This is a genomic window from Streptomyces sp. enrichment culture, from assembly GCF_964272895.1.
Lineage (GTDB): Bacteria > Actinomycetota > Actinomycetes > Streptomycetales > Streptomycetaceae > Streptomyces.
This window is the reverse complement of sequence record NZ_OZ186832.1, coordinates 4840627-4865637: the sequence shown is the minus strand read 5'-3', so window position 1 is coordinate 4865637 and position 25011 is coordinate 4840627. Positions and strand designations below refer to the sequence as shown.

Here is a 25011-nt window from a genome sequence, read left to right as displayed (position 1 = left end):
CCGTCATTTTCGCGCCAATCTCGTCAGTCCCAACTGCCCCGTGGGCAACGGACATTGACAACAGTGACCCGAGGGACGAACTCTGGCAAGAGCACTACAAATCCCTGCACGCCACTGCCACCACCAGGAGGACACGGCATGCCGAACAAGATCGAGATCCGCCCGCTGGACAAGAAGGAGACCACCGGCGAGAGCGGCGGCAACGGCGGCGCCTGACCGGATCCGCCCGATGGACCGCTACCTCACGGTCGCGGAAGTCACCGAGTCGGCGCGGCAGCTGGTCTCCCGGTTCCCGGGGACCGGCCGCCTGCGCCGGATCGGTGCCTCGCGCGCCGGGCGTCCGATCCTGATGCTCAGCGTCGGGCACGGACCGCGCCACGTCCTGGTGGTCGCCCGGCCGCACCCCGACGAGCCGGTGGGCGCCGCGACCGCGCTCGCCCTGGCGGAGCGCGTGGCACGCGCCGACGCCCGGTCCCCGGCGACCGATCCCTCCCTCGTCACCTGGAACATCGTCCTGTGCCTCGACCCGGACGGCGCCGCGCTGAGCGAGGGCCTGGAGCGGGCGACGGCGGGCCCGGACCACACCCTGGCCGGCTACTACCGCACCGCCTTCCGCCCCGTCGCGGCCGAACAGCCCGAGTGGGCGCCGATCGTCGAGCGTGAACTCCCGGAATCGCGCGCCCTGTTCACCGTCATCGACGAGCTGCGCCCGGTTCTCCAGTGCTCCCTGCACAGCGTCGAAGCGGGCGGCACCTGGGTCCAGTTGACCCAGGACCTGCCCGGACTCGCCGCACCCTTCGCCCGGTCCGCGGCCGACCTCGGCATCCCGCTCCAGCACGGCAACTACGACGCCCTGTACTGGGACAACCCGAGCCCCGCGGTCTACGTCCTGCCTCCGCCGGAGGCCACCGCGCGCCTGGCGGCCGGCTCCGAGAACATCCGCCGGTCCACCTGGTGCGCCCCCGCCCGCCACGGCGGGGTCACGGCGATCGTCGAGGTCCCGATGTGGGCGACCGACCTGGCCGACGACCTCTCCCCGCACCCACAGGCCGCCCACACCCTGCGCGAGCTGTCCGCGCTCGTCCGGGACGGCGGCAGCCGGGTGACCGCCGCGTACGACAAGGCCCGCGCCTTCCTGCCGTCCGCCGAGGACAGCGCCCTGATCCGCGTACTGGACTGGATGGCGGACGACCTCTACGACCTGGTCGCCGCCTCCTGGGAACCCCTCGCCCGCCGGTCGGCCACCCCGCCCCGCCTCACCACGGCCCACCTCGGCGCCCTCGACGTCGTCGCCCGCCGCCAGCCCCTGCGCGCGGCGGGTCTCCTGCTGCGCCTGCTGAGCACGGCGGACGACCCCGCCGCCCCGACCCTGCACCGCGAACTGAACGAGCTCTTCACCACCTGGTCCGAGGACTTCGAGCGCACCCTGCGCCTGCGCTGGGTACCGGTGCGCCACCAGGTGGCCCACCAGGCACGCACGGTCGTGGCAGCGGCGGAGAGCGCACTGAGGAACTGCTCCGCCCCCTGAAGCGAACGAGCGGGCTCCCCCGAGCCGGACGCTTTGTGTACACATGAGTCACTCGGTACACTTGGGCGCATGACGCAGCCGCTGCCCGTAGAGTCCATCCGCGATGTGCGTGCCCACCTCGCCGAAGTCGTGGAGCGCGCCGATCGCGACGACGTACCCACCGTGATCACGCGCCGGGGCAAGGAAGTCGCCGCCGTCGTCTCCATCGAGGTACTGCGCAAGTACCAGCAGTGGGAAGAGCGCGAGATCAATCGGATCATCGACGAGCGCATGGCCAACCCCGCGCCCGGCATCCCGATCGAGGACATCATGAGGGAGACGCTGGCACGCGGTGAGTGAGTACCGAACCGTCTTCCGCCCCGAGGCACAGGCCGAGCTTCGGAAGATCCCCCGCGACATGGCGCTGCGCATCCTGGCCAAGCTGACCGAGTTGGAGACCGACCCCCTCGGCTTCAACACCACCGCACTGGTGTCCCAGCCCGAACGTCGCCGCCTCCGCGTCGGCGACTACCGGGTCCTCTACACCATCGACAACGGAGAACTGGTGGTCTGGGTCGTTCACGTGGGACACCGGTCCTCCGTTTACGACACCTGATCGCCGCTGGCCCTACGTCAGAACATCCAGCACCCATCCAGCACGGTGACGACGAAGGGGTCGGACTCGACAGAGCCCGACCCCTTCTGACTTGCACATGTGACTCAACGCCTAACGTGCAGTGAGGGTACGGCTACACGTTGAAGCGGAATGTCTGAGGTCAGATTCTGACCTGCGACGGAGCCTTACCTTGGGCTCTGACCGGGATTTCATCGTTGGCGCGTTGGCTCCCGACAGCCGTTTACGAGTGTCCTGCGGACTGGCTGCGGACTGCGCCCGCCGCCGCTCACCCGGCACAATGCTCGGATGCTCGATTTCGATCTCGAGACCTATGCCCCCGAGTGGCTTCGCGGCCGTCCCGCGATCACCGCAGCCCACGGCGACCGCCTGCGCGCACTGGTTGGGAAGACGCTGGCGCGCGCCTGGCTGCTTTGGGACGTCGCAGACGACACATGGTTCGCCGACGGTCCCGTTCTGCTCGACTTCGGCGGAGAGCAGATCGAGATCCAGCACCAGAGGTTCGACGACATCTCAGTGGGCTGGAACTCCCTCGCCCCCTACGGGTCCGTTCGTTGGCCTGGGCTCGACCTGCGTTGGCGCCACGATGCGGTGCCGGCCCTGACCTCGCTCCATGGCCAGGTGCTACAGGAGATCGAGCTCCTGGAATGGCAGGGCAACGACGCGGCGCAAGGGATGGTGGCCATCGGGTTCGTCTTCCCACGCGGCCGGGTCACCGTCTTCAACGCTCTCGACGAGAACGGCCTGAGCTTCATGGCGCCCGAGCCCTTCTACGAGTGCCACCCCTTGGAGTAGCTAGCCTTGCATGTCCTCTGGATGCTGCGCTCACTCGCTTGATCGGCTATCGGCGGCACGCCCCCTGGAGACGTGACACGCCTCAGGACGGGTGATGGGTTGCCGTTCGGCTTGCCGCGCACAGCGGCCGAGGCAGTGTCGTTGGTGACGGAATCAGCGTCGGTATTGGCACGCCGCCGTGGCCCATCAAAACTGCACATACCGAAGACCAGCGTTCCTATGGGGGTTACCGATGAGTGACCTGCTGGACGCGGTGGACACAGCTCGCAACAACATCGAGCGCCTCACCGATCCAGGCGCACTACGCGACGCCACCGAGCAAGTGATCACTGTCGCGCGCCAGTGCGGCGCCCAAGCGGTCCTTGCCGCCAGCCCCGTTGCCGAGCGCCTGGTCGGCGCACTCCTGTCTTCGTGCAGCGACTTGGTCAGCTTGTCCTCGCAGACAGCCGCAGCCTCACAGAGCGTACTGATCGTGGACGTCCCCCCTGTGGCCCGACTCCGAGGAACGGACCCGGGCCGCCGTCGACAAGGCGTACGCGGACCGGTCCGCCGATGCGCAGCCACAGAAGTACGAAGCGGCGTAGCCGCTCCCCCGCGCGCTGACCGAAGTCAGCACGCTGCGGACTCTGTGCGGACTGCAAAGGCCGCCCGACCCGCTCCAGCGCAGGTCAGACGGCCTTTCGCCGGACGTATCAGACGTTGAAGCGGAACTCCACCACGTCGCCGTCCTGCATGACGTAATCCTTGCCCTCCATGCGGGCCTTGCCCTTGGCGCGGGCCTCGGCGACCGAGCCGGTCTCCACCAGGTCCTCGAAGGAGATGACCTCCGCCTTGATGAAGCCCTTCTGGAAGTCGGTGTGGATGACACCGGCGGCTTCGGGGGCGGTGGCGCCCTTCTTGATGGTCCAGGCGCGGGATTCCTTGGGGCCGGCCGTCAGGTAGGTCTGGAGGCCGAGGGTGTCGAAGCCGACGCGGGCGAGGGTGGCGAGGCCGGGCTCGTGCTGGCCGACGGACTCCAGGAGCTCCATGGCCTCGTCCTCGTCCAGCTCGGCGAGGTCGGCCTCCAGCTTGGCGTTGAGGAAGATCGCCTCGGCGGGGGCGACCAGGGCGCGCTGCTCGTCCTTGAACGCCTCGTCGGTCAGCTCGTCCTCGTCGACGTTGAAGACGTAGAGGAAGGGCTTCGTGGTGAGCAGGTGCAGGTCGTGCAGGAGCTCGGCGCGCTCGGTGCCCTGGACGATGCCCTGGGAGAAGAGGGTGTCGCCCTTCTCCAGGATCTCCTTGGCCTCCTCGACGGCCTTGACCTTCGGGGCGACGTCCTTCTTGATCCGCGACTCCTTCTGGAGGCGGGGCAGGACCTTCTCGATCGTCTGGAGGTCGGCGAGGATCAGCTCGGTGTTGATCGTCTCGATGTCGTCCTTGGGCGAGACCTTGCCGTCGACGTGGACGACGTTCTCGTCCTTGAAGGCGCGGATGACCTGGCAGATCGCGTCGGACTCACGGATGTTCGCCAGGAACTTGTTGCCCAGGCCCTCGCCCTCGCTCGCGCCGCGCACGATGCCCGCGATGTCGACGAAGTCCACCGTGGCCGGAAGGACCCGCTCCGAGGAGAAGATCTCGGCCAGCTTCGCCAGGCGGGGGTCGGGGACGCCGACCACACCGACGTTCGGCTCGATCGTGGCGAACGGGTAGTTGGCCGCCAGCACGTCGTTCTTGGTCAGGGCGTTGAACAGGGTCGACTTGCCGACATTCGGCAGACCGACGATTCCGATCGTGAGCGACACGTTGCGACTTCCCGTACGTCAGAGGGGCCAGGGGACCTGCGAGGCCGAGGGGGCCTTCGGGCCGGGGCGGCCAGAGGACAGGCCGGCCGATCCACCAGTTTACGGGGTGCCCGGCGCGGCCCCTGGAGATCCGTCGAACGCTTGGCCAAGCTTGGTCCCCCGGCGTGTCTGAAGGGCTGTTCGACACATAAAACGACCTAAGTTGGTCCAATGGAGCAGCACAGGACTCGCCCAGACCGGTCCGGACCGCGCCGCGGCACTCCGCCGCTGCCGCCGCAGGCCGGTTCCGGCGACGCGGGCTCACCCGCGGCCCGGCCCGGCCGGCCCACCCCCCGCCAGGCCCGCCCCCTGGAGGCGCGGCGACCCGCGGAGGACCGTCAGCGGCCCGCGGCCGGCGGTCCACGCGCCGCGGGAGGGGGCGGGCCTCGTTCCTCCCCGGACGGCGCCCCCCGCCGGGCCCGCGAGAACGGCTCACGCCCGGCGCCCGGTGTCTCCCGCCCGCGCGACGGAGGCGCCCACGGGTCCCACGGCACCGACCGGTCCGGTGCCGGGCAGTCCGGTGCCGGTCGGTCCGGCGCCCCCGCGGCCGCCCGGCGCCGTCCGGCGGGCGCACGCCGTCCCGCTCCCCCGCGCCGGCTGCCGAACCCCCGGCTGACCGGACTGGGCTGCGCCCTCTTCTGTACGGCGGTGATGTTCGCGCTGGGTTCCCTGGACGCGCTGCTGTTCGGGGCGTCCCTGACGGTGTACGGCGTGCTCTTCCTGCCGGTGTGCGTCCTGACCGCGCTCTGGGTGCGCCGGGGGGACCTGGTGACCGGGCCCATCGTCGTGCCGATCGCCTTCGTCGCCGGGCTGCTGCCGATCGCCGGCGGGGAGGGCGTCGGGGGACGGCTGATGGGCCTCTTCACCGCGCTGGCCACCCAGGCCGGCTGGCTCTACGGCGGCACGCTCGTCACCGGCGTGATCGTGACCGCCCGCCGGCTGCGCCCCGCCCATCGCCGACCGACACCCGCGAAGAGCCACCAGCCGGCCGGCTCCTGACCGGCGCCGGGGCGCGCAGCGGATGCGCTGGGGCTCCGCCGGCGCGAGGGCACCGCAGTCCCGCCCCGCGGCGCCGGGGCAGCCTCGCGGCCGGCACCCGTCCACCGCCGCGGCCCAGCCCCCGCCCCCGGCCGACCGGCCCGAGACGCCCCCGCACCCGGCCGACAGACACGCATCCGCACTCGAAGGGCCCGCACCCCCAGCCGCGCCGGCCCGTACCGCGCCGGCACGCCTACCTCTCCCCCACCCCCTCCTCCGCCGCCCGCATGGCCGCGCCCACGATGCCCGCGTTGTTCTGGAGCTCGGCGGGGACGACCTCGGCCTGGAGGCCGTCGATGTAGTGGAGGAACTTGGCGGACTTGCGGCTGACCCCGCCGCCGATGATGAAGAGCTCCGGGGAGAACAGCATCTCGACGTGGGCGAGGTACTTCTCGACCCGGCGGGCCCAGCGCTCCCAGGAGAGGTCGCCGTCCTCCTTGGCCTTGCTGGAGGCGCGCTTCTCCGCGTCGTGGCCGGAGAGCTCCAGGTGGCCGAGCTCGGAGTTGGGGACGAGGACGCCGTCGGTGAAGAGGGCGCTGCCGATGCCGGTGCCGAAGGTGAGGAGGATGACCGTGCCCTTGCGGCCGCGGCCGGCGCCGAAGCGCATCTCGGCGACGCCCGCCGCGTCGGCGTCGTTGATCACCGTGACCGGCAGGCCGCCGAGGCGGTCGCTCAGCAGGGCACGCGCGTCGGTGTCGATCCAGCCCTTGTCGACATTGGCCGCCGTACGGATGGTGGAGCCGCCGGTGACCACGCCGGGGAAGGTGACACCGACGGGGCCCGTCCAGCCGTAGTGCTCGACGACCTCGCGCACGCCGTCGGCCACCGCGTCCGGTGTCGCCGGATGCGGGGTGAGCACCTTGAAGCGCTCCTGGGCGAGATCGCCCCTGTCGAGGTCCACAGGGGCACCCTTGATGCCGGATCCGCCGATGTCCACGCCGAAGATCTGCATGGCCCTACGTTACGACGGACCACTGACAGTCACGCCTGCGCGGACCCGGCTCCCGTGCCGCCGCGCTCGGCGACCAGCGCCGCCGCCTCGGCGCGCAGATCGCGGCGCAGCTCCTTGGGCAGCGAGAAGGTGATGGACTCCTCGGCGGCCTTGACCAGCTCGACGTCCTCGTAGCCGCGCTGGGCGAGCCACTCCAGGACCTCCTCGACCAGCACCTCCGGGACGGAGGCGCCGGAGGTGACGCCGACCGTGGTCACGCCCTCCAGCCAGGTCTCGTCGATCTCGCTCGCGAAGTCCACGAGGTGGGCGTCGCGCGCGCCGGCCAGCTTGGCGACCTCGACCAGCCGCTTGGAGTTGGAGGAGTTGCGCGAGCCGACGACGATCACCAGGTCGGCCTCGGCGCCCATCTGCTTCACGGCGAGCTGACGGTTCTGGGTGGCGTAGCAGATGTCGTCGCTCGGCGGGGAGATCAGCTGCGGGAACTTCTCCTTGAGCGCGTCCACGGTCTCCATGGTCTCGTCGACCGACAGGGTCGTCTGGGACAGCCAGACGACCTTGGACTCGTCGCGGACCTTGACCTTCTCCACGTCGCCGGGGCCGTCGACGAGCTGGATGTGGTCCGGGGCCTCGCCGGAGGTGCCGATGACCTCCTCGTGGCCCTCGTGGCCGATGAGCAGGATGTCGTAGTCCTCGTTGGCGAAGCGGACGGCTTCCTTGTGGACCTTGGTGACCAGCGGGCAGGTCGCGTCGATGGTGGCGAGCCTGCCGCGCGCCGCCTCCTCGTGGACGACGGGGGCGACGCCGTGCGCGGAGAACATCACGATGTTGCCCGGCGGCACCTCCTCCGTCCGCTCGACGAAGATCGCGCCCTTCTTCTCCAGGGTCTGCACGACGTACTTGTTGTGGACGATCTCGTGCCGGACGTAGACCGGAGCGCCGTACTGCTCAAGGGCTTTCTCGACGGCGATCACGGCGCGGTCCACACCCGCGCAGTAGCCACGGGGGGCGGCGAGCAGGACACGGCGGCCAGGCGAAGCAGTCATGCGTCCCATCGTAAGGCCGCGTTCGGGGGCCCAGAGATCGCGTGCCCGGCGGGGCGCCGGTGAAACTGACCTTCAGGCGGCCCACCAGCGACGGGCGGAGGCACGGATGTCCGAGACCGGCACACGGGTTCCCGCTGCGGACGAGCACCACCGGCTGCGGCGCAGCCTGGGCTTCCGGGATCTGGTGGTCTACGGGCTGCTGTTCATCGCGCCGATGGCGCCGGTCGGCGTGTTCGGCACCCTGGATGCCCGCTCGCACGGCGCGGTCGCGCTGGTCTATCTCGTGGCGACGGTCGCGATGGCGTTCACCGCGTTCTCCTACGCGCAGATGGTGCGGGTGGTGCCCCAGGCGGGCTCCGTCTTCGCGTACGCGCGCGTGGCGCTCGGCAGCGGGGCGGGGTTCGTCGCCGGGTGGATGGCGATGCTCGACTATCTGCTGATCCCGGCGGTCGCCTATCTGTTCTCCGGCATCGCCATGGAGGCGCTGGTCCCGGAGGTGTCCCGGTGGGTGTGGACGGCGCTCGCGGTCGCGGTCACCACCCTGCTCAATCTGTGGGGCGTACGGGTCGCCGCGCGCGTGGGCTTCCTGGTGCTGGCGACGGAGATCGTGATTCTGCTGGTGTTCGTCGGGTCGGCGGTGGTGGTGCTGGCGCGGGACGGGGCCCAGCGCGGCTGGCTGTCGCCGCTGTCGGGGGACGGCACACAGGGCGCGTTCGCGCTGGGGGCGGTGCTCGGGGCGGTGTCGATCGCGGTGCTGTCCTATCTGGGCTTCGACGCGATCGCGTCCTTCGCGGAGGAGGTCACCGGGGGTTCGGAGAAGGTCGCGCGCGCGGTGCTGTTCTGCCTCGCCCTCGCGGGCGTGCTGTTCGTGGCGCAGACGTATCTGGTGGCGCTGCTGGAGCCGGTGTCCTCGGCCGGGCTGGCCGCGGATCCGGCGCGGCAGGGGTCGGCGTTCTACGACGCCGTGGACGCCTCCGTCGGCACCTGGCTGCACGATCTGGTGGCCGTCAGCAAGGCGGTCGGGGCCGCGTTCGCGGCGCTGGCCGGGCAGGCCGCGGCGGGGCGGCTGCTGTTCGCGATGGGCCGTGACGGGCGCCTCCCGCGCGCGCTGTCGCGCACGGACGGCGGGGTGCCACGCGTCGCGCTGTCCTGCGCGGCCGTGATCACGCTGGTCGCGGCGGTGTGGGCGGCCCGCCGGGACGACGGCTTGGATCATCTGGTCTCGGTCGTCGACGTCGGTGCGCTGACCGCCTTCACGCTGCTGCACGCGAGCGTGGTGAGCTGGTTCGCGGTGCGGCGGCGAGGAGGGCCGGTGAGCTGGTGGCGGCATGTGCTGGTGCCGGTGGCCGGGGCGGCGATCACGGTCGCGGTGATCGTGGAGGCATCCGGGACGGCCCGGGCGGTGGGCGCGATCTGGTTGGTGGTCGGGCTCGGCGTGCTGGCGGCGCAGCGGGGGCGCTCGGCGGCCAGGTAGCCGCGCGGTCGGCCGGTGGCACGGACCGGGACCGACCGGCAGGTGCCTCACGCCGCGGCGGGCTGTTCGGCCGGACGCGCCTCGCGGCAGCTCGCGGCCGCCCGGGCCACGGGCCGCTCGCGTCCGCGTCGGGCCGGATTGTCGGTGGTGGCCGTTACGCTCGGCGGCATGGCTGTGAACACGAGTCCGGAGTCCCCGCTGCCCGTCGGTGAGGTGTCGCGGCTCATCGGGGGGTGGATCGACCGGCTCGGGGCGGTGTGGGTCGAGGGGCAGATCACCCAGCTGTCGCGGCGGCCCGGCGCCGGGGTGGTGTTCCTGACGCTGCGCGACCCGTCGTACGACATCTCGGTGAGCGTGACCTGCTACCGGCAGGTGTTCGACGAGGTCGCCGAGGTGGTCAGCGAGGGCGCCCGGGTCGTGGTGCTGGCCAAGCCCGAGTGGTACGCGCCGCGGGGCCAGCTGTCGCTGCGGGCCGCCGAGATACGGCCGGTGGGTGTCGGGGAGCTGCTGGCGCGTCTGGAGCAGCTGAAGAAGGCGCTGGCGGGCGAGGGGCTGTTCGCGCCGGAGCGCAAGAAGCCGCTGCCGTTCCTGCCGCAGCTGATCGGCCTGGTGTGCGGGCGGGCGTCGGCCGCCGAGCGGGATGTGCTGGAGAACGCCCGGCACCGCTGGCCGGCGGTCCGCTTCGAGGTGCGCAATGTGCCCGTGCAGGGGGTGCACGCGGTGCCGCAGGTGGTGCAGGCGGTCAAGGAGCTGGATGCGCTCGACGAGGTCGACGTGATCATCGTCGCGCGCGGCGGTGGCAGCGTGGAGGACCTGCTGCCGTTCTCCGACGAGCAGCTCGTCCGGGCCGTCGCCGCCTGCCGTACGCCGGTGGTGTCCGCGATCGGCCATGAGCCGGACACCCCGCTGCTGGACTACGTCGCCGATCTGCGCGCCTCCACGCCCACCGACGCGGCGAAGAAGGTGGTACCGGACGTCGGCGAGGAGCTGGAGCGGGTGCGGCAGCTGCGCGACCGGGCCCGCCGGTGTGCGCACGCGCTCGTGGAGCGGGAGGAGCGCGGTCTCGCCCACGCGCTGGCCCGGCCCGCGATACAGGATCCGCACCGCATGATCGCGGAGCGCGAGGAGCAGGTGGCGTCCCTGGTGGAGCGCTCCCGGCGCTGCCTCGGGCACCTCCTGGACCGTGCCGACTCCGAGCTGACGCACACCCACGCGCGCGTGGTGGCCCTCTCCCCCGCGGCGACCCTCAAGCGCGGGTACGCGGTGCTCCAGCGCGCGGACGGGCATGTGGTCCGCGATCCGGGCGAGGTGTCGGCGGACGAGGCGCTGCGCGCGCGGGTCGCCGAGGGCGAGTTCTCCGTACGAGTGGACGCATAGGGTGGGCGGATGACCAGCAAGGTGGAAGAGGCGCTCGGGTACGAGCAGGCGCGTGACGAGCTGATCGAGGTGGTACGGCGGCTCGAAGCGGGCGGTACGACGCTGGAGGAGTCGCTGGCGCTGTGGGAGCGCGGCGAGGAGCTGGCCAAGGTGTGCCGGCGCTGGCTGGAGGGCGCCCGGGCGCGACTGGACGCGGCCCTGGCGGCGGAGGAGGACGAGAGCGGCGACGAGGACGCGGAGGGCGACGCGTGACGTCCGCGCGCTGACCGCCGCGGGCGGGCGCACCGGCGCCGCCGCGCACGTCCCTCCACAGGGAACAGCAACAGGCCCCCGGCGTCGCGCCGGGGGCCTGTGCGCCGCTCGGGTGGTCTCAGGCCAGCTTGAGCGCCCGCGCCATCTCCTCCAGGCGCTCGAAGGAGGCCGTGCCGGTGACCAGCGTGGTGGCGCCGTCGTCACCCCGGTGGACCAGCGCGTCGTAGTGGTCCCCGGTGTAGCGGACCCAGGTGCGGCCGCCGATCTGCCGGGTGGTCTTGGTCTCCTCGGCGCCCTGGCTGGCCTTGTCGATGAAGACGGCCGGCCGCTGGGTGGACTGCTCGATCGCCACGTACTCGCCGTCGGGGGCGTGGTAGCCCAGGTGCCATGCCTCGAACTTGTCGCCCTGGAAGCGCACGGAGGTGGCCTTCCAGCTGCTGGGCAGGCCCTCGGGGGCAGCCACGGCGTAGGAGGCCGCACGCCGCGCCGTCAGCAGCTCCACCCGGTAGTCGACGCGCCTCAGCTCGGGCTCGCCGTCGTCGTTCGGGATGAAGAGGTAGACGACCAGGGCCGCGATGACGATGAGGCCCATGGACAGAATCATGTCCACGACCGTGTTCTGCTTGCGTGAAGTGCCTGCCACGCCCCCTATCGTCGCAGGTGCCCCCCTGCGCTCATCCGTGGGGCCCCCTGCTCAGTTTGTCGACCTGACGATAGAGTCGTCGGGCAGAACCCCTCATCCGGCCGTCGTCGTATCAGAAAGGTGCGCTCCGATGACCGAGCATCATCACTTGCCGTCCGAGCTGGACGTCCCCTCCGAGGCCCCCGACCGCAACCTCGCCCTGGAACTGGTCCGGGTGACCGAAGCCGCCGCCATGGCCGCGGGCCGCTGGGTGGGACGCGGCGACAAGAACGGCGCCGACGGTGCCGCGGTGCGTGCCATGCGGACCCTGGTCTCGACCGTGTCGATGAACGGCGTGGTCGTCATCGGCGAGGGCGAGAAGGACGAGGCCCCGATGCTCTTCAACGGGGAGCGCGTGGGTGACGGGACCGGGCCCGAGGTGGACATCGCCGTCGACCCGATCGACGGCACCACGCTGACCGCCAAGGGCATGCCGAACGCGATCGCCGTGCTCGCGGCCACCGAGCGCGGGGCGATGTTCGACCCGTCCGCCGTGTTCTACATGGACAAGCTGGTCACCGGGCCCGAGGCGGCCGACTTCGTCGACATCGACGCGCCGGTGTCGGTGAACATCCGCCGGGTCGCCAAGGCCAAGCGGTCCACGCCGGAGGACGTGACCGTGGTGATCCTGGACCGGCCGCGCCACGAGGGGATCATCAACGAGATCCGGGAGACCGGGGCGCGCATCAAGCTGATCTCCGACGGTGATGTGGCCGGTTCGATCCTGGCGCTGCGCGAGGGCACGGGCGTGGATCTGCTGCTCGGCATCGGCGGTACGCCGGAGGGCATCATCTCGGCCTGTGCGGTGAAGTGCCTGGGCGGCACGATCCAGGGCAAGCTGTGGCCGAAGGACGACGAGGAGCGGCAGCGGGCGATCGACGCGGGCCACGACCTGGACCGGGTGCTGACGACGGAGGACCTGGTCAAGGGCGAGAACGTGTTCTTCGTGGCGACCGGTATCACCGACGGTGAGCTGCTGCGGGGTGTGCGGTACCGGTCGGAGACGGCGACGACGGACTCCATCGTGATGCGGTCGAAGTCGGGGACGGTGCGCAGGATCGATTCCGAGCACCGGCTCAGCAAGCTGCGGGCCTACTCGGCGATCGACTTCGATCGGGCGAAGTAGCGCCGTAGGTACGCCGTAGGCAGGGGTCGGGGACCGCTGCCGGAACTGCGCGTCCGTGGCCGGTCGCGCAGTTCCCCGCGCCCCTGGAGGCCGGCGTCCTCGCCGGCATCGTGAACAAGCCCTGCATCAGGAAAAAGGGGCGCCCCCTGTGCGGAGGGGGCGCCCCTTTGGTGTGTCCGTGGGTGTCAGCCCGCTATGCGGTTCGCCGTGGCCCTGGCCGCCTTCTTGAGCTCCAGTTCGCGGCGGCGCCGCCGCGCGAGGACGACGCGGCGCTCGGCGGCGGTGAGGCCGCCCCAGACGCCGTAGGGCTCGGGCTGGAGGAGGGCGTGCTCGCGGCACTCGACCATGACGGGACAGCGGGCGCAGACGCGCTTGGCGGCCTCTTCGCGGGACAGCCGGGCGGCGGTGGGCTCCTTGGAAGGGGCGAAGAACAGGCCCGCCTCGTCGCGCCGGCACACCGCCTCGGTGTGCCAGGGTGCGTCTTGGTCCCTGTCCCGCACTGGCTCGCGCTGGGCCGGAACGACAGCTACCTGCAGGGACGAATGCGGCGGTTGCAGCACGGTCTACTCCTGACGACGGCTTCGCGAGCGAGAGACGATGCAGCAAGGTCTACCCGCTGTGCGCGCGCCTATGCAGGGAGTTGGCAACGGCCGGCGGCTACCGATTCACGACCGTCAATGACCGAGATGCCTGCGCAAAGTCTTTTCGGTCTTGCGCTGTACGCGATCGAGAATGTCCGCGACGCGCTTGCCGCGTCTCGGTCGCGCCTCCACGCTGCCCAGCACGGCCCAGCCGTCGACGAAGACCACCGGCGCCTGGGAGTCGGTCGCGTCCAGCGGGTCCACCTCGAAGCTGCCGAGGACGCCGCCGCCGGTGCCGCGCAGCGACACGTTCTCCGGGACGCTGATCTCGACACTGCCGAAGACCGAGAACGCCTTGATCACCACCTGCTGGTACTCGAACAGCGCCTCGCTCAGATCGATCTCGACGCTGCCGAAGACCGCGTAGGCGTGGATACGGCGTCCCGCGCGCCAGCGGCCCTTGCGGACGGCGGCGCCGAGGACGGCGACCACGTTGTCGTCGGGGTCGATCGGGATCGCGCCGGCCGTCGGGCGGCTCGGTGCCGCGTACGGGCCGGAGGGGAGGGAGGCGTACGGGGCGGTGGGGGTCGCGGCGCGGTGGATGTGGGCCGCGGGCAGGTCCCGTATGAACGCCTCCAGCTCGCCGGCCGTCCGCGCGGCCAGCGCGCCCGCCACGCGCTCGGCGTGCTCGTCGGGGGTCAGCCGGCCCTCGGCCAGGGCCTCGCGCAGGATGTCGGCGATCCGGTCGCGGTCGGCGTCGGAGCAGCGCAGCTCGGCTGCGGTGGTGGGTGCGGCGCTCTGCTTCTGAAGGTCCACGACAGCAGCGTACCCACACACGATAGATCGCGACACCCCCAACTGAGCCTTACCTCACAGGTTCGCTGTCGGTGGCAGGTTCTACGCTGGTGAGGCCCGCCAGCGTCGGCGGGCCGCCGTCCGTCAGAGTGAGGAATGGGCTGAGATGCCTGAGTTCGCGTACACCGATCTGCTCCCCATGGGAGAGGACACCACCCCCTACCGGCTGGTGACCTCCGAGGGTGTCTCCACTTTCGAGGCCGACGGGCGGACGTTCCTCAAGGTGGAGCCCGAGGCGCTGCGCAAGCTGGCCGAGGAGGCCATCCACGACATCCAGCACTACCTGCGCCCCGCGCACCTCGCCCAGCTGCGGCGGATCATCGACGACCCCGAGGCGTCGAGCAACGACAAGTTCGTGGCGCTGGACCTGCTGAAGAACGCCAACATCGCGGCCGCCGGTGTGCTGCCGATGTGCCAGGACACCGGCACGGCGATCGTCATGGGCAAGCGCGGGCAGAACGTGCTGACCGAGGGCCGTGACGAGGAGGCCCTGTCGCGGGGCATCTACGACGCCTACACCAAGCTGAACCTGCGCTACTCGCAGATGGCTCCGCTCACCATGTGGGAGGAGAAGAACACCGGCTCCAACCTGCCGGCGCAGATCGAGCTGTACGCGACCGACGGGGGCGCCTACAAGTTCCTCTTCATGGCCAAGGGCGGCGGCTCGGCCAACAAGTCGTTCCTCTACCAGGAGACGAAGGCCGTCCTGAACGAGGCATCCATGATGAAGTTCCTGGAGGAGAAGATCCGTTCGCTCGGTACGGCCGCCTGCCCGCCGTACCACCTGGCGATCGTGGTCGGCGGTACGTCCGCGGAGTACGCGCTGAAGACGGCCAAGTACGCCTCCGCGCACTACCTCGACGAGATCCCCGCCGAGGGCTCGCCGCTCGGTCACGGCTTCCGGGACAAGGAGCTGGAGGAGAAGGTCTTCGAGCTCACCCAGAAGATCGGTATCGGGGCGCAGTTCGGCGGCAAGTACTTCTGCCACGACGTGCGGGTGGTGCGGCTGCCGCGGCACGGTGCTTCCTGCCCGGTCGCCATCGCCGTGTCCTGCTCGGCCGACCGGCAGGCGGTCGCGAAGATCACGGCCGAGGGTGTGTTCCTGGAGCAGCTGGAGACGGACCCCGCGCGGTTCCTGCCGGACACGACGGAGGAGCACCTGGAGGAGGGCGATGTCGTGCGCATCGACCTCAACCAGCCGATGGACGACATCCTCGCCGAGCTGACCAAGTACCCGGTCAAGACGCGGCTGTCGCTCACCGGGCCGCTGGTCGTCGCCCGTGACATCGCGCACGCGAAGATCAAGGAGCGGCTGGACGCGGGTGAGGAGATGCCGCAGTACCTGAAGGACCACCCGGTGTACTACGCGGGGCCCGCGAAGACGCCGGAGGGGTACGCGTCGGGGTCGTTCGGGCCGACGACCGCCGGGCGCATGGACTCCTACGTGGAGCAGTTCCAGGCCGCGGGCGGGTCGAAGGTGATGCTCGCCAAGGGCAACCGGAGCAAGCAGGTCACCGACGCGTGTGCCGCGCACGGCGGCTTCTACCTCGGGTCCATCGGCGGGCCGGCGGCGCGGCTGGCGCAGGACTGCATCAAGAAGGTCGAGGTCGTCGAGTACGAGGAGCTCGGCATGGAGGCGGTCTGGAAGATCGAGGTGGAGGACTTCCCGGCGTTCATCGTCGTCGACGACAAGGGGAACGACTTCTTCCAGGATCCGGCGCCCGCGCCCACGTTCACGTCGATTCCGGTTCGGGGGCCTGGGCTGGCGTAGTCGGTTCGGTGCGGCGGGGGCCTTCTCGCCCCCGCCGCCCCTACCCGTTCCCATCCTCACAGGGGCTCCGCCCCTTCGACCCCGCCAGGGGGCTGCGCCCCCTGGACCCCCATCGGCCTGAACGGCCTCGTCCTCAAACGCCGGACGGGCTGGAAGTGGCTGACCCCGCCTCAGCCGTGCGGGTCCGGCGGTCTGGGAGTGGCCGTTCCCGCCTCATCCTCGCCAGCCCGACGGGCTGGGAGTGACTGACCCCGCCTCAGCCGTGCGGGCCCAATGGGCTGGGAGCGGCCGATCCCGCCTCAGCCGTGCCGGCCCAACGAGCTGGGAGTGGCCGATCCCGCCTCAGCCGTGCCGGCCGACGGGCTGGGAGCGGCCGACCCCGCCTCAGCCGTGCCGGCCCGGCGGCGAATGCAGTTCATCCTCCGAGATCGAAGTCCAGGGGCTGGTACTCCCCGTCGTCCGTGAAGCGGATCCGCGGGTCCGCGGGTCCGCGGGTGCGGCGAGGACGAGCTGATCTGCCTCCTGGTCCCTTGGGTGCCGCCCGCTGTGTCGATTCTCCGGCGGTGAAGATCCGCGCGCGTGGGGAACAGCTGTCACGTCCCGGATGCTGTGAGAGGTGGAGGTGATCGGCAGTGGCCGAGGAAGAGCAGGGGTATCGGATCGAGCACGACTCGATGGGCGAGGTGCGGGTGCCGGCGCACGCGAAGTGGCGGGCGCAGACGCAGCGGGCGGTCGAGAACTTCCCCGTCTCGGGGCAGCGGATCGAGCGGGCGCACATCGAGGCGCTGGCGCGGATCAAGGCGGCGGCGGCCAAGGTCAACGCCGAGCTGGGGGTGCTGGACGAGGAGATCGCCGGGGCGATCCAGGAGGCGGCCGCGGAGGTCGCCGAGGGGCGCTGGGACGAGCACTTCCCGGTCGACGTGTTCCAGACCGGGTCGGGGACCTCGTCCAACATGAACACCAACGAGGTGATCGCGACCCTGGCGAGCGAGCGGCTCGGGCGGGACGTGCACCCGAACGACCACGTCAACGCCTCGCAGTCGTCCAACGACGTCTTTCCCTCCTCCATCCACATCGCGGCCACCGCCGCCGTCACCCGCGATCTGATCCCGGCCCTGGAGCATCTGGCGGCGGCCCTGGAGCGCAAGGCCGAGGAGTTCGCCGATGTGGTGAAGTCGGGGCGTACGCATCTGATGGACGCCACGCCCGTCACGCTGGGGCAGGAGTTCGGCGGGTACGCCGCCCAGGTGCGCCACGGCGTCGAGCGGCTCCGTGCCTCCCTGCCCCGGCTCGCCGAACTGCCGCTCGGCGGTACGGCGGTGGGCACCGGGATCAACACGCCGCCCGGCTTCTCCGCCGCCGTCATCGAGGAGGTCGCGCGGGCCACCGGGCTGCCGCTGACCGAGGCGCGCAACCATTTCGAGGCGCAGGGCGCCCGGGACGGGATCGTGGAGACCAGCGGGCAGCTCAGGACCGTCGCGGTCGGACTGACCAAGATCGCCAACGATCTGCGGTGGATGGCGTCGGGGCCGCGCACCGGCCTCGCCGAGATCGCCCTGCCCGACCTCCAGCCGGGCTCCTCGATCATGCCGGGCAAGGTCAACCCGGTGATCCCGGAGGCGGTGCTGATGGTCGCCGCACAGGTCACCGGCAACGACGCCACCGTGGCCGCGGCCGGTGCCGCCGGGAACTTCGAGCTGAACGTGATGCTGCCGGTGATCGCCCGCAACGTCCTGGAGTCGGTGCGGCTGCTGGCCAACGTCTCCCGGCTGCTGGCCGACCGGACCGTGGACGGCATCACCGCGAACCGCGAACGGGCGCGCGAGTACGCCGAGTCCTCGCCGTCCGTGGTGACGCCGCTGAACAAGTACATCGGCTACGAGGAGGCCGCGAAGGTGGCCAAGAAGTCGCTCGCGGAACGCAAGACGATCCGTCAAGTGGTGCTGGAGGGCGGTTACGTCGAGCGCGGCGACCTCACCGCGGAGCAGCTCGACGAAGCGCTGGACGTGCTGCGTATGACGCATCCGTGACCGTCGTCGCGCGCAGGTGTCCCAGGGCGCGAACCGTGGCGCGCAGGCCGCGTCGTACCAGCGGGACACCTAATATCTGTGCATGGCAGACGGTGAGACGATGAGACACGGGACGGCGGACGGTTCGACGGCCTTCTGGGCGCCCGGGAGTCAGATCCTGTGGCGGTACCGGGAGAACGCCGGCGAGGGGTTCCATATCGCGCGTCCCGTCACCGTCGTGCGCGACGACGCCGACCTGCTCGCCGTATGGCTGGCGCCCGGCACCGAGTGTGTGAAGCCGGTGCTGGCCGACGGCACACCCGTCCACGTCGAGCCGCTGCGGTCGCGCTACACCAAGCCGCGGACGGTGCAGCGCGACCGGTGGTTCGGCACGGGCGTGCTGAAGCTGGCCCAGCCGGGGCGGCCCTGGTCGGTGTGGCTGTTCTGGGAGCGCGGCTGGCGGTTCAAGAACTGGTACGTCAACCTTGAGGAGCCGCTGCTGCGTTGGCCGGGCGGGGTGGACTCCGAGGACCACTTCCTGGACATCTCAGTGCACCCGGACCGCAGTTGGCACTGGCGGGACGAGGACGAGTTCGCCCAGGCGCAGCGCGACGGACTGGTGGACGCCGAGCTGGCCGAGCGGGTGCGGGCGGCGGGCCGGGACGCGGTCGAGGTGATCCGCGCCTGGGGTGCGCCGTACAAGGACGGCTGGCAGAACTGGCGCCCGGATCCGTCCTGGGCGGTACCGTCACTCCCGGACGACTGGGACCGTACGCCCGCGCACGTGTCCTCATGAGACCCTTGATGCGCCCCCGGGCACGAAACGTAGGATCGTCCTCCGCAAGGGCGCGCGGGGGCAACTCCTGGAGCGCGCAGCGAATCTGACCGGATGTCACCGAGGGGCGGCAGGGCGTGAGCGAGCGGTACGACGGCAACACCCGTGCGGGCCGCGGCAGGTCCGCCGGTGGTACGGCAACAGCCGCTGACCACGCGGGAAATCCGTTCCTGGGGCACGTATTCCGGGTATCGGAATTCCTGCGGGACGAGCTGCGCGCGCGGCGAGCAGCCCCGGACGGATGGATTTCATACGCGTGACGGAGAATCCCACCTCCTATGAACGCCCCCAGGCGGGCGTCGACCCCGCGGACCCCCGCGGGGCGCTCCTGCATACCCCGGCCTCGGGCCGGACCCCCGGTTCCGCGTTACCGCCCCAGGCCCGCTCCGGCTCCGGCGACGGTCCGCCGGCGGGCTCATCGACCCGTTCCGGCGAGAACCCGGCGGGCCCGTCCGTGCCGCCCGGCGACGGCAGCGGCCCGGAGCACTCGCAGCCGGCCGCCGCCGAGACCGGCACCCACCGCCCGCGCCCCGCCCCCGAGGCGATCCCCGCCCAGCCGGGCAACGGACAGCCGGGCCTCGGACAGCCGGGCAACGGGCAACAGTCCGGCATCGGACAGCAGCCGGGCATCGGACAGCCGGGCTCCGGCCGGCCCGAGCCGGACGGCGGCGGCCGCGGACCCGGTGGACAGGAGCGGCGCAGCGGCACCGGTGTGCCCGGCGGAAGGCCGACGCCGATGCGGCGCGACGGGGACCGGCTGCGTTTCGTGGGCGCGGCGACCCGGCGGATCGCCCGCGGCATCGACCTCGACGAGATCGTGATGGGGCTGTGCCGGGCGACCGTGCCGACCTTCGCGGACGCCATCCTGGTGTATCTGCGCGACCCGCTGCCGGTGGGCGACGAGCGGCCCACCGGCCCGGTGGTGCTGCGGCTGCGGCGCACCGACCGGATCCCGGAGGAACGGGACACCGACGGCGGGTTCCTGCCCGCGCAGGCACCGGAACCGGCCGACCTGTCCTCGTCCACGGCCGAGCTGTGCGAGGTGCGGCCCGGCGGGGCGCTCGCGGAGGTGCTGCGCGGGGTGCGACCGGTGTTCGCGGACGCGCCCGCGGCCCGTGCCGCGCTGCCCGAACTCCTCGGCGACGACGGCGAGTCGCTGGTCCCCGGCGGCCGCCGGGCGATCCTCGCCCCGCTGCGCGGCCGGCGCCGGGTGATCGGCGCGGCCGTGTTCCTGCGCCGCCCCGAGCGCATCCCGTTCGAGACCGACGACCTGCTGGTCGCCGCCCAGCTCGCCACGCACAGCGCGCTGGGTATCGACAAGGCGGTGCTGTACGGGCGGGAGGCGTACATCGCCGACGAGCTGCAGCGCACCATGCTCCCGGAGACCCTGCCGCGCCCCACGGGCGTCCGTCTGGCCTCCCGCTACCTCCCGGCCGCCGAGACCGCGCGGGTGGGCGGCGACTGGTACGACGCGATCCCGCTGCCGGGGTCGCGGGTGGCGCTGGTGGTCGGTGACGTCATGGGGCACTCCATGACCTCGGCGGCGATCATGGGCCAGCTGCGGACGACCGCTCAGACGCTGGCCGGGCTTGACCTGCCGCCGCAGGAGGTGCTGCACCACCTCGACGAGCAGGCGCAGCGGCTGGGCACCGACCGGATGGCGACCTGTCTGTACGCCGTCTACGACCCGGTCTCGCATCGCATCACCATCGCCAACGCCGGGCATCCGCCGCCGGTGCTGCTGCATCTGGGCGGCCGGGCCGAGGTGCTGCGGGTGCCGCCGGGCGCGCCGATCGGTGTGGGCGGGGTCGACTTCGAGGCGGTGGAGCTGGACGCGCCGGCCGGGGCGACGCTGCTGCTGTACACCGACGGACTGGTGGAGTCCCGGCTGCGGGACGTGTGGACCGGCATAGAGCAGCTGCGGGAGCGGCTGGCGGCGACGGCGCAGCTGACGGGGCCGGATCATCCGCCGCCGCTGGAGGCGCTGTGCGACGAGGTGCTGGACATGCTGGGGCCGGGGGACCGGGACGACGACATCGCGCTGCTCGCCGCGCGGTTCGACGGGATCGCACCCAGCGATGTGGCGCACTGGTTCCTTGAGCCGGAGGACGCGGCGCCCGGCCGTGCCCGGCGGCTGGCGCGGGGGGCGCTGGCCCGGTGGGGGCTGGAGGAGCTGACCGACGCCGTGGAGCTGCTGGTGAGCGAGGTGGTGACGAATGCGGTGCGCTATGCCTCGAAGCCGGTGACGCTGCGTCTGCTGCGGACGGATGTGCTGCGGTGCGAAGTGATCGACGACGTGCCGCAGTTGCCACGGCTGAGGCAGGCTCGCGCCACGGACGAGGGCGGGCGGGGGCTGTACCTCGTCAACAAGCTGGCGCGCCGGTGGGGGGCCACCCGGTTGAGCACGGGCAAGGTGGTGTGGTTCGAGCTGAACCGGGGGTGAGGACCTGCGGGAGCCCGGCACCTCGAAGGTGCCGGGCTCCCTTTTCGTGTCCTACTCCTCCAGGACGCCGGGCTCCTCCGGGTCCTCCGGGATGTCCTCCGTCGGCGAGGCCGTCGTCGGCGGGGGCGTGGTGGTGGGCGGCGGGGTGGTCGGGGGCCGGGTGGTCGGGGGCTGGGTCGTGGGCGTCCGGGTGGGGGGCGCGGTGGTGGGGGCCTTGGTCGTGGGGGCCTGGGTCGTCGGCTCCTCGGACGGGGTCTCGCTGGGTGTCTGTGACGGCGTCCTCGAAGGCGTCCAGGTGGGCTCGACCGCGGCGCCCATGTCGGTCTCCAGGTCGAAGTCGGTGACCTCGGTCATGACACCGAAGGTGTACGCGGCCCAGATCTCCGCGGGGAAGCCGCCGCCGTTGACGCGGGGCTCGCCGCCGGCCTCGTACATCGGGACCTGGGGGTGCGGGGGTTTGTCGTCCTCGCCGAACAGAGCGACGGAGGTGACGAGGTTCGGGGTGTAGCCGACGAACCAGGCGGACTTGTTGTCGTCGGAGGTGCCCGTCTTGCCGGCGACCTGCTGGCCCTCGCGCATCGGGTTGTCGCGGACCGAGCGCCGGGCCGTACCGTCGTCGACCACGCCGGTGAGGACGGAGGTGACGGCGTCGGCGGTGTTGCGGCTGACGACCTGTTCGCCGACGGGGTCGGGGATCTGGACCGTGCGGCCCTTCTTGGACGCCGACTTGATGATGGTCGGGGTGACCTTCTCGCCGTGGTTGGCGAGGGTGGCGTAGATGCCGGCCATCTCCAGCGGGCTGGCGCCCATGGAGCCGAGGGTCTGGGCGGGCACGGCCTGCATGCCCTCGGTGTCCATGCCCAGGTTCTTCGCCGTCTCCATGACGGTGTCCATCCCGACGTCGACACCCATCTGGGCGAACACCGAGTTCACGGACTTGTTCATCGCGGTCTGGACCGTGATGTCGCCGTAGTCCTCGTCGTCCTCGTTCTCCGGGGCGAAGCCGACCTCGCGGCCGTCGTCCACGACCGGGCGGCGGCTGTCGCCGTCGTAGACGGTGCTCGCGGTGATCGGTTCGCCGTCCTGGGTCTCCGCGCCCTCCTCCAGGGCGGCGGCCAGGATGACCGGCTTGAAGGTGGAGGCGGGCTGGTACCTGCGGTTGGTGGCGTTGCTCAGGTAGTGCTTGAAGTAGTCGCGGCCGCCGTACAGGGCGACGATCTTGCCGGTCCTGGGGTCGACGGAGACCGCGCCCGGCTGGACGTCGGCGTCGACCGCGCGCTCCTCGGGGTCGAGCTCGGCGAGCAGCTCGGTCCTGACGGCCTTCTCCAGCGCGGCCTGCTTCTTGGGGTCGATGTTCAGGGTGATGGTCCAGCCCTGCTGGTCGACCTGGGCCGCCGCCTCGGAGCGGGTGATGCCCTCCTCGGCCATCAGCCGGTCCTCCAGCTGCCGGTTGGCGAGGTCGATCAGATAGCCCTTCTGGCCCTCGCGGCCGGGCGTGGGCCTGGGTTCCTTCGGCACCGGGAACGTCAGGGACGCCCGCTCGGAGGAGTCCAGCCAGTCCTCCTCGACCATGTTGTCCAGGACGTAGTTCCAGCGGTTCTGCACGAGCTTCTTGCCGGTGTCCGAGGCCACCGCCCAGTCGTACTGGCTGGGCGCCTGGAGCAGCGCGGCGAGATAGGCGCCCTGGGCGACGCTGAGGTCCTCGGCGTCGACGCGGTAGTACGCCTGGGCGGCGGCCTGGATGCCGTAGGCGCCGCGGCCGTAGTAGCTGGTGTTGATGTAGCCGGCGAGGATGTCGTCCTTGGACATCTTGCGGTCGACCTTGAGCGAGATCACCAGCTCCTTGAGCTTGCGGCTGACCGTCTGCTCCTGGCTGAGGTAGTAGTTCTTGACGTACTGCTGGGTGATCGTCGAGCCGCCCTGCTTGCCCTTGCCGGTGACGGTGTTGAGCAGACCGCGGGCGGTGCCCTTCAGGTCGACGCCGGAGTCCTGGTAGAAGGACTTGTTCTCGGCGGCGACGAACGTCTTCTGGACGGGCTCCGGGATCTTGGCGAGGTCCACGATCTCGCGGTTGACCTCGCCGTCGCGGGCCAGCACGGTGCCGTCGCTGAACTTGTAGATGTTGCTCTGGCGCTGGGCGGCCGGGTTGCCCTTGGGCACGTCGACGACCATGTAGAGGACGACGAAGGCGCCGATGCCGAGTAGGCACACCCCGAGGAACGTGCCGAGGATCTTCTTCCAGGTGAAGAACCGGCGTATGCCGCTCGGCCGCTCAGCCGCCCGCGACGAACGGCGGCGTCCCGGCGCAGCGCGGCGGCCACCGCGCTGTCGCGCTCGTCTCTCTTCCGCTCGTCCCATCAGTCCGTCTGCTCCGCTTCGCTCTCGGATGTCACACACGTGCGCTGGATCAGGTCAGCTCAGAAAGCTAACACCGGTTTATGTGACCAAGTCCGTCCGATCCGGTCCTTTACGGACGTGACAATCAGCACCCGCTCCATGGGAACCGACGTACGAGGGGTGCGCAGGGTTGCCGCGGCGGGATAAAGTGCTATCACTTAGCTAGAACGAAGCTAACGACCGACGGCTTCCTGTACGAGATCGGGGGATCCCCATGTCCACACCCACCGCCACCCCGCCCACCGCCGACGTACCCGAGCTGCCGGCACCGCGGGTGAGAGAGTTCGCCGCGCACAGCATCGGCGGCGGACTGGCGCTGCTGCTGGGCCTGCTCGGACTGCTGGGCGGCGTCGGCATGATCGTCGCCGCCACGGCCGCCACGGCGACCGACGCCAAGGCCGGGCTCATCGTGGGCGGCGTCCTCGTCGGGCTCGCCGCGTTCCTCGCGATGTGCGGGCTGAACATGGTGGCGCCCGGCGAGGCCCGGGTCGTCCAGCTCTTCGGGCGCTACCGGGGCACGATCCGGCAGGACGGCCTGCGCTGGGTGAACCCGCTCACCTCGCGCACCAAGATCTCCACCCGCGTACGCAACCACGAGACCGCCGTGCTGAAGGTCAACGACGCCTACGGCAACCCGATCGAGCTGGCCGCGGTCGTGGTGTGGCGGGTCGAGGACACCGCGCAGGCCACCTTCGAGGTCGACGACTACATCGAGTTCGTCTCCACCCAGACCGAGGCGGCGGTCCGCCACATCGCCATCGAGTACCCCTACGACGCCCACGACGAGGACGGCCTGTCGCTGCGCGGCAACGCCGAGGAGATCACCGAGAAGCTCGCCGTCGAACTGCGCGCGCGTGTGGAGGCGGCCGGTGTGCAGATCATCGAGTCCCGCTTCACGCACCTCGCGTACGCTCCCGAGATCGCCTCCGCGATGCTCCAGCGGCAGCAGGCCGGGGCGGTCGTCGCGGCCCGGCGGCAGATCGTGGACGGCGCGGTCGGCATGGTCGAGGCGGCGATCGCGCGGATCGAGGAGCAGGACATCGTGGAGCTCGACCCGGAGAGGAAGGCGGCGATGGTGTCGAACCTGATGGTGGTGCTGTGCGGGGACCGCTCGGCCCAGCCGGTCCTGAACACGGGGACCCTCTACCAGTGACGGACGCTCCGGAAGGGCCCGCTCCCCGGCGGCGGCCGCAGCAGCGCAAGCAGGTGCTGCTGCGACTGGACCCGCTGGTGTACGAGGCGCTGGCCCGATGGGCCGGCGACGAGCTGCGGTCGGCCAACGCGCAGATCGAGTTCCTGCTGCGCAGGGCGCTGGCCGAGGCCGGCCGGCTGCCCGGCGAGGCGGGCCCGATCCCGCGCCGGGGCCGCCCCCCGCGGGCCGAGTAGCAGAACTGTGACACAAGGCCCTGACCTGGGCCGG

Annotated in this window: 22 protein-coding genes; 15 read left to right on the top strand and 7 right to left on the bottom strand. The window is 71.3% G+C overall.

The genetic code is table 11. The annotated features are described in order from the left end of the window. Positions 1-229: 229 nt before the first annotated feature. The 4 genes from ACSU6M_RS22125 (at position 230) to ACSU6M_RS22110 (ending at position 2936) form a co-directional block, all read left to right on the top strand. The gene (locus ACSU6M_RS22125) at positions 230-1528 is read left to right on the top strand and encodes a M14 family zinc carboxypeptidase (protein WP_437071642.1); all 1299 of its coding nucleotides are present in this window, start codon (positions 230-232) and stop codon (positions 1526-1528) included. Between the two features lie 69 nt (positions 1529-1597). Next, entirely contained in the window at positions 1598-1867 is a 270-nt protein-coding gene (locus ACSU6M_RS22120) for a type II toxin-antitoxin system Phd/YefM family antitoxin (protein ID WP_437071640.1), read from the top strand. After that, positions 1860-2123 (top strand): type II toxin-antitoxin system RelE family toxin, encoded by a 264-nt coding sequence (locus tag ACSU6M_RS22115; RefSeq protein WP_437071638.1) that lies wholly within the window; start codon positions 1860-1862, stop codon positions 2121-2123. Before ACSU6M_RS22120 ends, ACSU6M_RS22115 begins: the two co-directional genes overlap by 8 nt. A gap of 306 nt (positions 2124-2429) precedes the next feature. Beyond that, positions 2430-2936 (top strand): hypothetical protein, encoded by a 507-nt coding sequence (locus ACSU6M_RS22110; protein ID WP_437071636.1) that lies wholly within the window; start codon positions 2430-2432, stop codon positions 2934-2936. 692 nt (positions 2937-3628) lie between these two features. On the opposite strand, the gene ychF is transcribed toward ACSU6M_RS22110, so the two are convergent. After that, on the bottom strand, positions 3629-4717 hold the full coding sequence (gene ychF, locus ACSU6M_RS22105) for a redox-regulated ATPase YchF (protein WP_437071633.1): 1089 nt from the start codon (positions 4715-4717) through the stop codon (positions 3629-3631). 690 nt (positions 4718-5407) lie between these two features. Between ychF and ACSU6M_RS22100 the strand changes: the two genes are divergently transcribed. Then, positions 5408-5755, top strand: coding sequence for a DUF6542 domain-containing protein (locus ACSU6M_RS22100; RefSeq protein ID WP_437075301.1), 348 nt, complete (start codon positions 5408-5410; stop codon positions 5753-5755). A gap of 232 nt (positions 5756-5987) precedes the next feature. Here the strand turns inward: ACSU6M_RS22100 and ppgK are convergent, their stop codons facing one another. Continuing rightward, positions 5988-6746, bottom strand: coding sequence for a polyphosphate--glucose phosphotransferase (gene ppgK / locus ACSU6M_RS22095; RefSeq protein ID WP_437071631.1), 759 nt, complete (start codon positions 6744-6746; stop codon positions 5988-5990). A gap of 29 nt (positions 6747-6775) precedes the next feature. Continuing rightward, positions 6776-7798: a 4-hydroxy-3-methylbut-2-enyl diphosphate reductase gene (locus tag ACSU6M_RS22090; RefSeq protein WP_437071629.1), complete on the bottom strand. Its 1023-nt coding sequence runs from the start codon at positions 7796-7798 to the stop codon at positions 6776-6778. Between the two features lie 97 nt (positions 7799-7895). On the opposite strand from ACSU6M_RS22090, the gene ACSU6M_RS22085 reads away from it, so the two are divergent. The 3 genes from ACSU6M_RS22085 (at position 7896) to ACSU6M_RS22075 (ending at position 10892) form a co-directional block, all read left to right on the top strand. After that, a complete protein-coding gene (locus ACSU6M_RS22085; protein WP_437071627.1) occupies positions 7896-9263 on the top strand; it encodes an APC family permease in 1368 nt (455 codons plus the stop codon). A 168-nt stretch (positions 9264-9431) separates the two neighbouring features. Then, the gene (gene xseA / locus ACSU6M_RS22080; RefSeq protein WP_437071625.1) at positions 9432-10640 is read left to right on the top strand and encodes an exodeoxyribonuclease VII large subunit; all 1209 of its coding nucleotides are present in this window, start codon (positions 9432-9434) and stop codon (positions 10638-10640) included. Positions 10641-10649: 9 nt separating this feature from the next. Further along, positions 10650-10892: an exodeoxyribonuclease VII small subunit gene (locus ACSU6M_RS22075; protein WP_437071623.1), complete on the top strand. Its 243-nt coding sequence runs from the start codon at positions 10650-10652 to the stop codon at positions 10890-10892. Positions 10893-11010: 118 nt separating this feature from the next. Here the strand turns inward: ACSU6M_RS22075 and ACSU6M_RS22070 are convergent, their stop codons facing one another. Continuing rightward, positions 11011-11535: a DUF4245 domain-containing protein gene (locus ACSU6M_RS22070; RefSeq protein ID WP_437071621.1), complete on the bottom strand. Its 525-nt coding sequence runs from the start codon at positions 11533-11535 to the stop codon at positions 11011-11013. A gap of 130 nt (positions 11536-11665) precedes the next feature. Between ACSU6M_RS22070 and glpX the strand changes: the two genes are divergently transcribed. Beyond that, positions 11666-12700, top strand: coding sequence for a class II fructose-bisphosphatase (gene glpX, locus ACSU6M_RS22065; RefSeq protein ID WP_437071619.1), 1035 nt, complete (start codon positions 11666-11668; stop codon positions 12698-12700). 185 nt (positions 12701-12885) lie between these two features. Here glpX and ACSU6M_RS22060 read toward each other — a convergent pair whose 3' ends face one another. Both ACSU6M_RS22060 and ACSU6M_RS22055 read right to left on the bottom strand, forming a co-directional pair. Next, positions 12886-13260, bottom strand: coding sequence for a WhiB family transcriptional regulator (locus tag ACSU6M_RS22060; protein WP_437071617.1), 375 nt, complete (start codon positions 13258-13260; stop codon positions 12886-12888). Between the two features lie 114 nt (positions 13261-13374). Beyond that, a complete protein-coding gene (locus ACSU6M_RS22055; protein ID WP_437071615.1) occupies positions 13375-14097 on the bottom strand; it encodes a DUF1707 SHOCT-like domain-containing protein in 723 nt (240 codons plus the stop codon). A gap of 145 nt (positions 14098-14242) precedes the next feature. On the opposite strand from ACSU6M_RS22055, the gene ACSU6M_RS22050 reads away from it, so the two are divergent. The 4 genes from ACSU6M_RS22050 to ACSU6M_RS22035 all read left to right on the top strand — a co-directional run bounded on the left by ACSU6M_RS22050 (position 14243) and on the right by ACSU6M_RS22035 (position 21194). Continuing rightward, the gene (locus ACSU6M_RS22050; protein ID WP_437071613.1) at positions 14243-15907 is read left to right on the top strand and encodes a fumarate hydratase; all 1665 of its coding nucleotides are present in this window, start codon (positions 14243-14245) and stop codon (positions 15905-15907) included. A gap of 632 nt (positions 15908-16539) precedes the next feature. After that, positions 16540-17937: a class II fumarate hydratase gene (locus ACSU6M_RS22045; protein WP_437071612.1), complete on the top strand. Its 1398-nt coding sequence runs from the start codon at positions 16540-16542 to the stop codon at positions 17935-17937. A gap of 82 nt (positions 17938-18019) precedes the next feature. After that, positions 18020-18712 (top strand): cytidylyl-2-hydroxypropylphosphonate hydrolase, encoded by a 693-nt coding sequence (fomD, locus tag ACSU6M_RS22040; RefSeq protein WP_437071610.1) that lies wholly within the window; start codon positions 18020-18022, stop codon positions 18710-18712. Positions 18713-18992: 280 nt separating this feature from the next. After that, positions 18993-21194: a SpoIIE family protein phosphatase gene (locus tag ACSU6M_RS22035; protein WP_437071608.1), complete on the top strand. Its 2202-nt coding sequence runs from the start codon at positions 18993-18995 to the stop codon at positions 21192-21194. Between the two features lie 51 nt (positions 21195-21245). On the opposite strand, the gene ACSU6M_RS22030 is transcribed toward ACSU6M_RS22035, so the two are convergent. Further along, positions 21246-23552, bottom strand: coding sequence for a transglycosylase domain-containing protein (locus tag ACSU6M_RS22030; RefSeq protein ID WP_437071607.1), 2307 nt, complete (start codon positions 23550-23552; stop codon positions 21246-21248). A 253-nt stretch (positions 23553-23805) separates the two neighbouring features. Here ACSU6M_RS22030 and ACSU6M_RS22025 point away from each other — a divergent pair, with 253 nt between their 5' ends. Both ACSU6M_RS22025 and ACSU6M_RS22020 read left to right on the top strand, forming a co-directional pair. Continuing rightward, positions 23806-24744 (top strand): SPFH domain-containing protein, encoded by a 939-nt coding sequence (locus ACSU6M_RS22025; RefSeq protein ID WP_437071605.1) that lies wholly within the window; start codon positions 23806-23808, stop codon positions 24742-24744. Then, positions 24741-24977, top strand: coding sequence for a hypothetical protein (locus tag ACSU6M_RS22020; RefSeq protein WP_437071604.1), 237 nt, complete (start codon positions 24741-24743; stop codon positions 24975-24977). The genes ACSU6M_RS22025 and ACSU6M_RS22020 overlap by 4 nt, the downstream gene beginning before the upstream one ends. Positions 24978-25011: the final 34 nt, after the last annotated feature.

Bases quoted from the DNA above. Each gene is read 5' to 3' on its own strand.
- ACSU6M_RS22125 (WP_437071642.1), top strand. From the start codon at position 230: ATGGACCGCTACCTCACGGTCGCGGAAGTCACCGAGTCGGCGCGGCAG.
- ACSU6M_RS22120 (WP_437071640.1), top strand. From the start codon at position 1,598: ATGACGCAGCCGCTGCCCGTAGAGTCCATCCGCGATGTGCGTGCCCAC.
- ACSU6M_RS22110 (WP_437071636.1), top strand. From the start codon at position 2,430: ATGCTCGATTTCGATCTCGAGACCTATGCCCCCGAGTGGCTTCGCGGC.
- ACSU6M_RS22100 (WP_437075301.1), top strand. From the start codon at position 5,408: ATGTTCGCGCTGGGTTCCCTGGACGCGCTGCTGTTCGGGGCGTCCCTG.
- ppgK (WP_437071631.1), bottom strand. From the start codon at position 6,746: ATGCAGATCTTCGGCGTGGACATCGGCGGATCCGGCATCAAGGGTGCC.
- ACSU6M_RS22090 (WP_437071629.1), bottom strand. From the start codon at position 7,798: ATGGGACGCATGACTGCTTCGCCTGGCCGCCGTGTCCTGCTCGCCGCC.
- ACSU6M_RS22085 (WP_437071627.1), top strand. From the start codon at position 7,896: ATGTCCGAGACCGGCACACGGGTTCCCGCTGCGGACGAGCACCACCGG.
- xseA (WP_437071625.1), top strand. From the start codon at position 9,432: ATGGCTGTGAACACGAGTCCGGAGTCCCCGCTGCCCGTCGGTGAGGTG.
- ACSU6M_RS22075 (WP_437071623.1), top strand. From the start codon at position 10,650: ATGACCAGCAAGGTGGAAGAGGCGCTCGGGTACGAGCAGGCGCGTGAC.
- glpX (WP_437071619.1), top strand. From the start codon at position 11,666: ATGACCGAGCATCATCACTTGCCGTCCGAGCTGGACGTCCCCTCCGAG.
- ACSU6M_RS22050 (WP_437071613.1), top strand. From the start codon at position 14,243: ATGCCTGAGTTCGCGTACACCGATCTGCTCCCCATGGGAGAGGACACC.
- fomD (WP_437071610.1), top strand. From the start codon at position 18,020: ATGGCAGACGGTGAGACGATGAGACACGGGACGGCGGACGGTTCGACG.
- ACSU6M_RS22035 (WP_437071608.1), top strand. From the start codon at position 18,993: ATGGATTTCATACGCGTGACGGAGAATCCCACCTCCTATGAACGCCCC.
- ACSU6M_RS22030 (WP_437071607.1), bottom strand. From the start codon at position 23,552: ATGGGACGAGCGGAAGAGAGACGAGCGCGACAGCGCGGTGGCCGCCGC.
- ACSU6M_RS22025 (WP_437071605.1), top strand. From the start codon at position 23,806: ATGTCCACACCCACCGCCACCCCGCCCACCGCCGACGTACCCGAGCTG.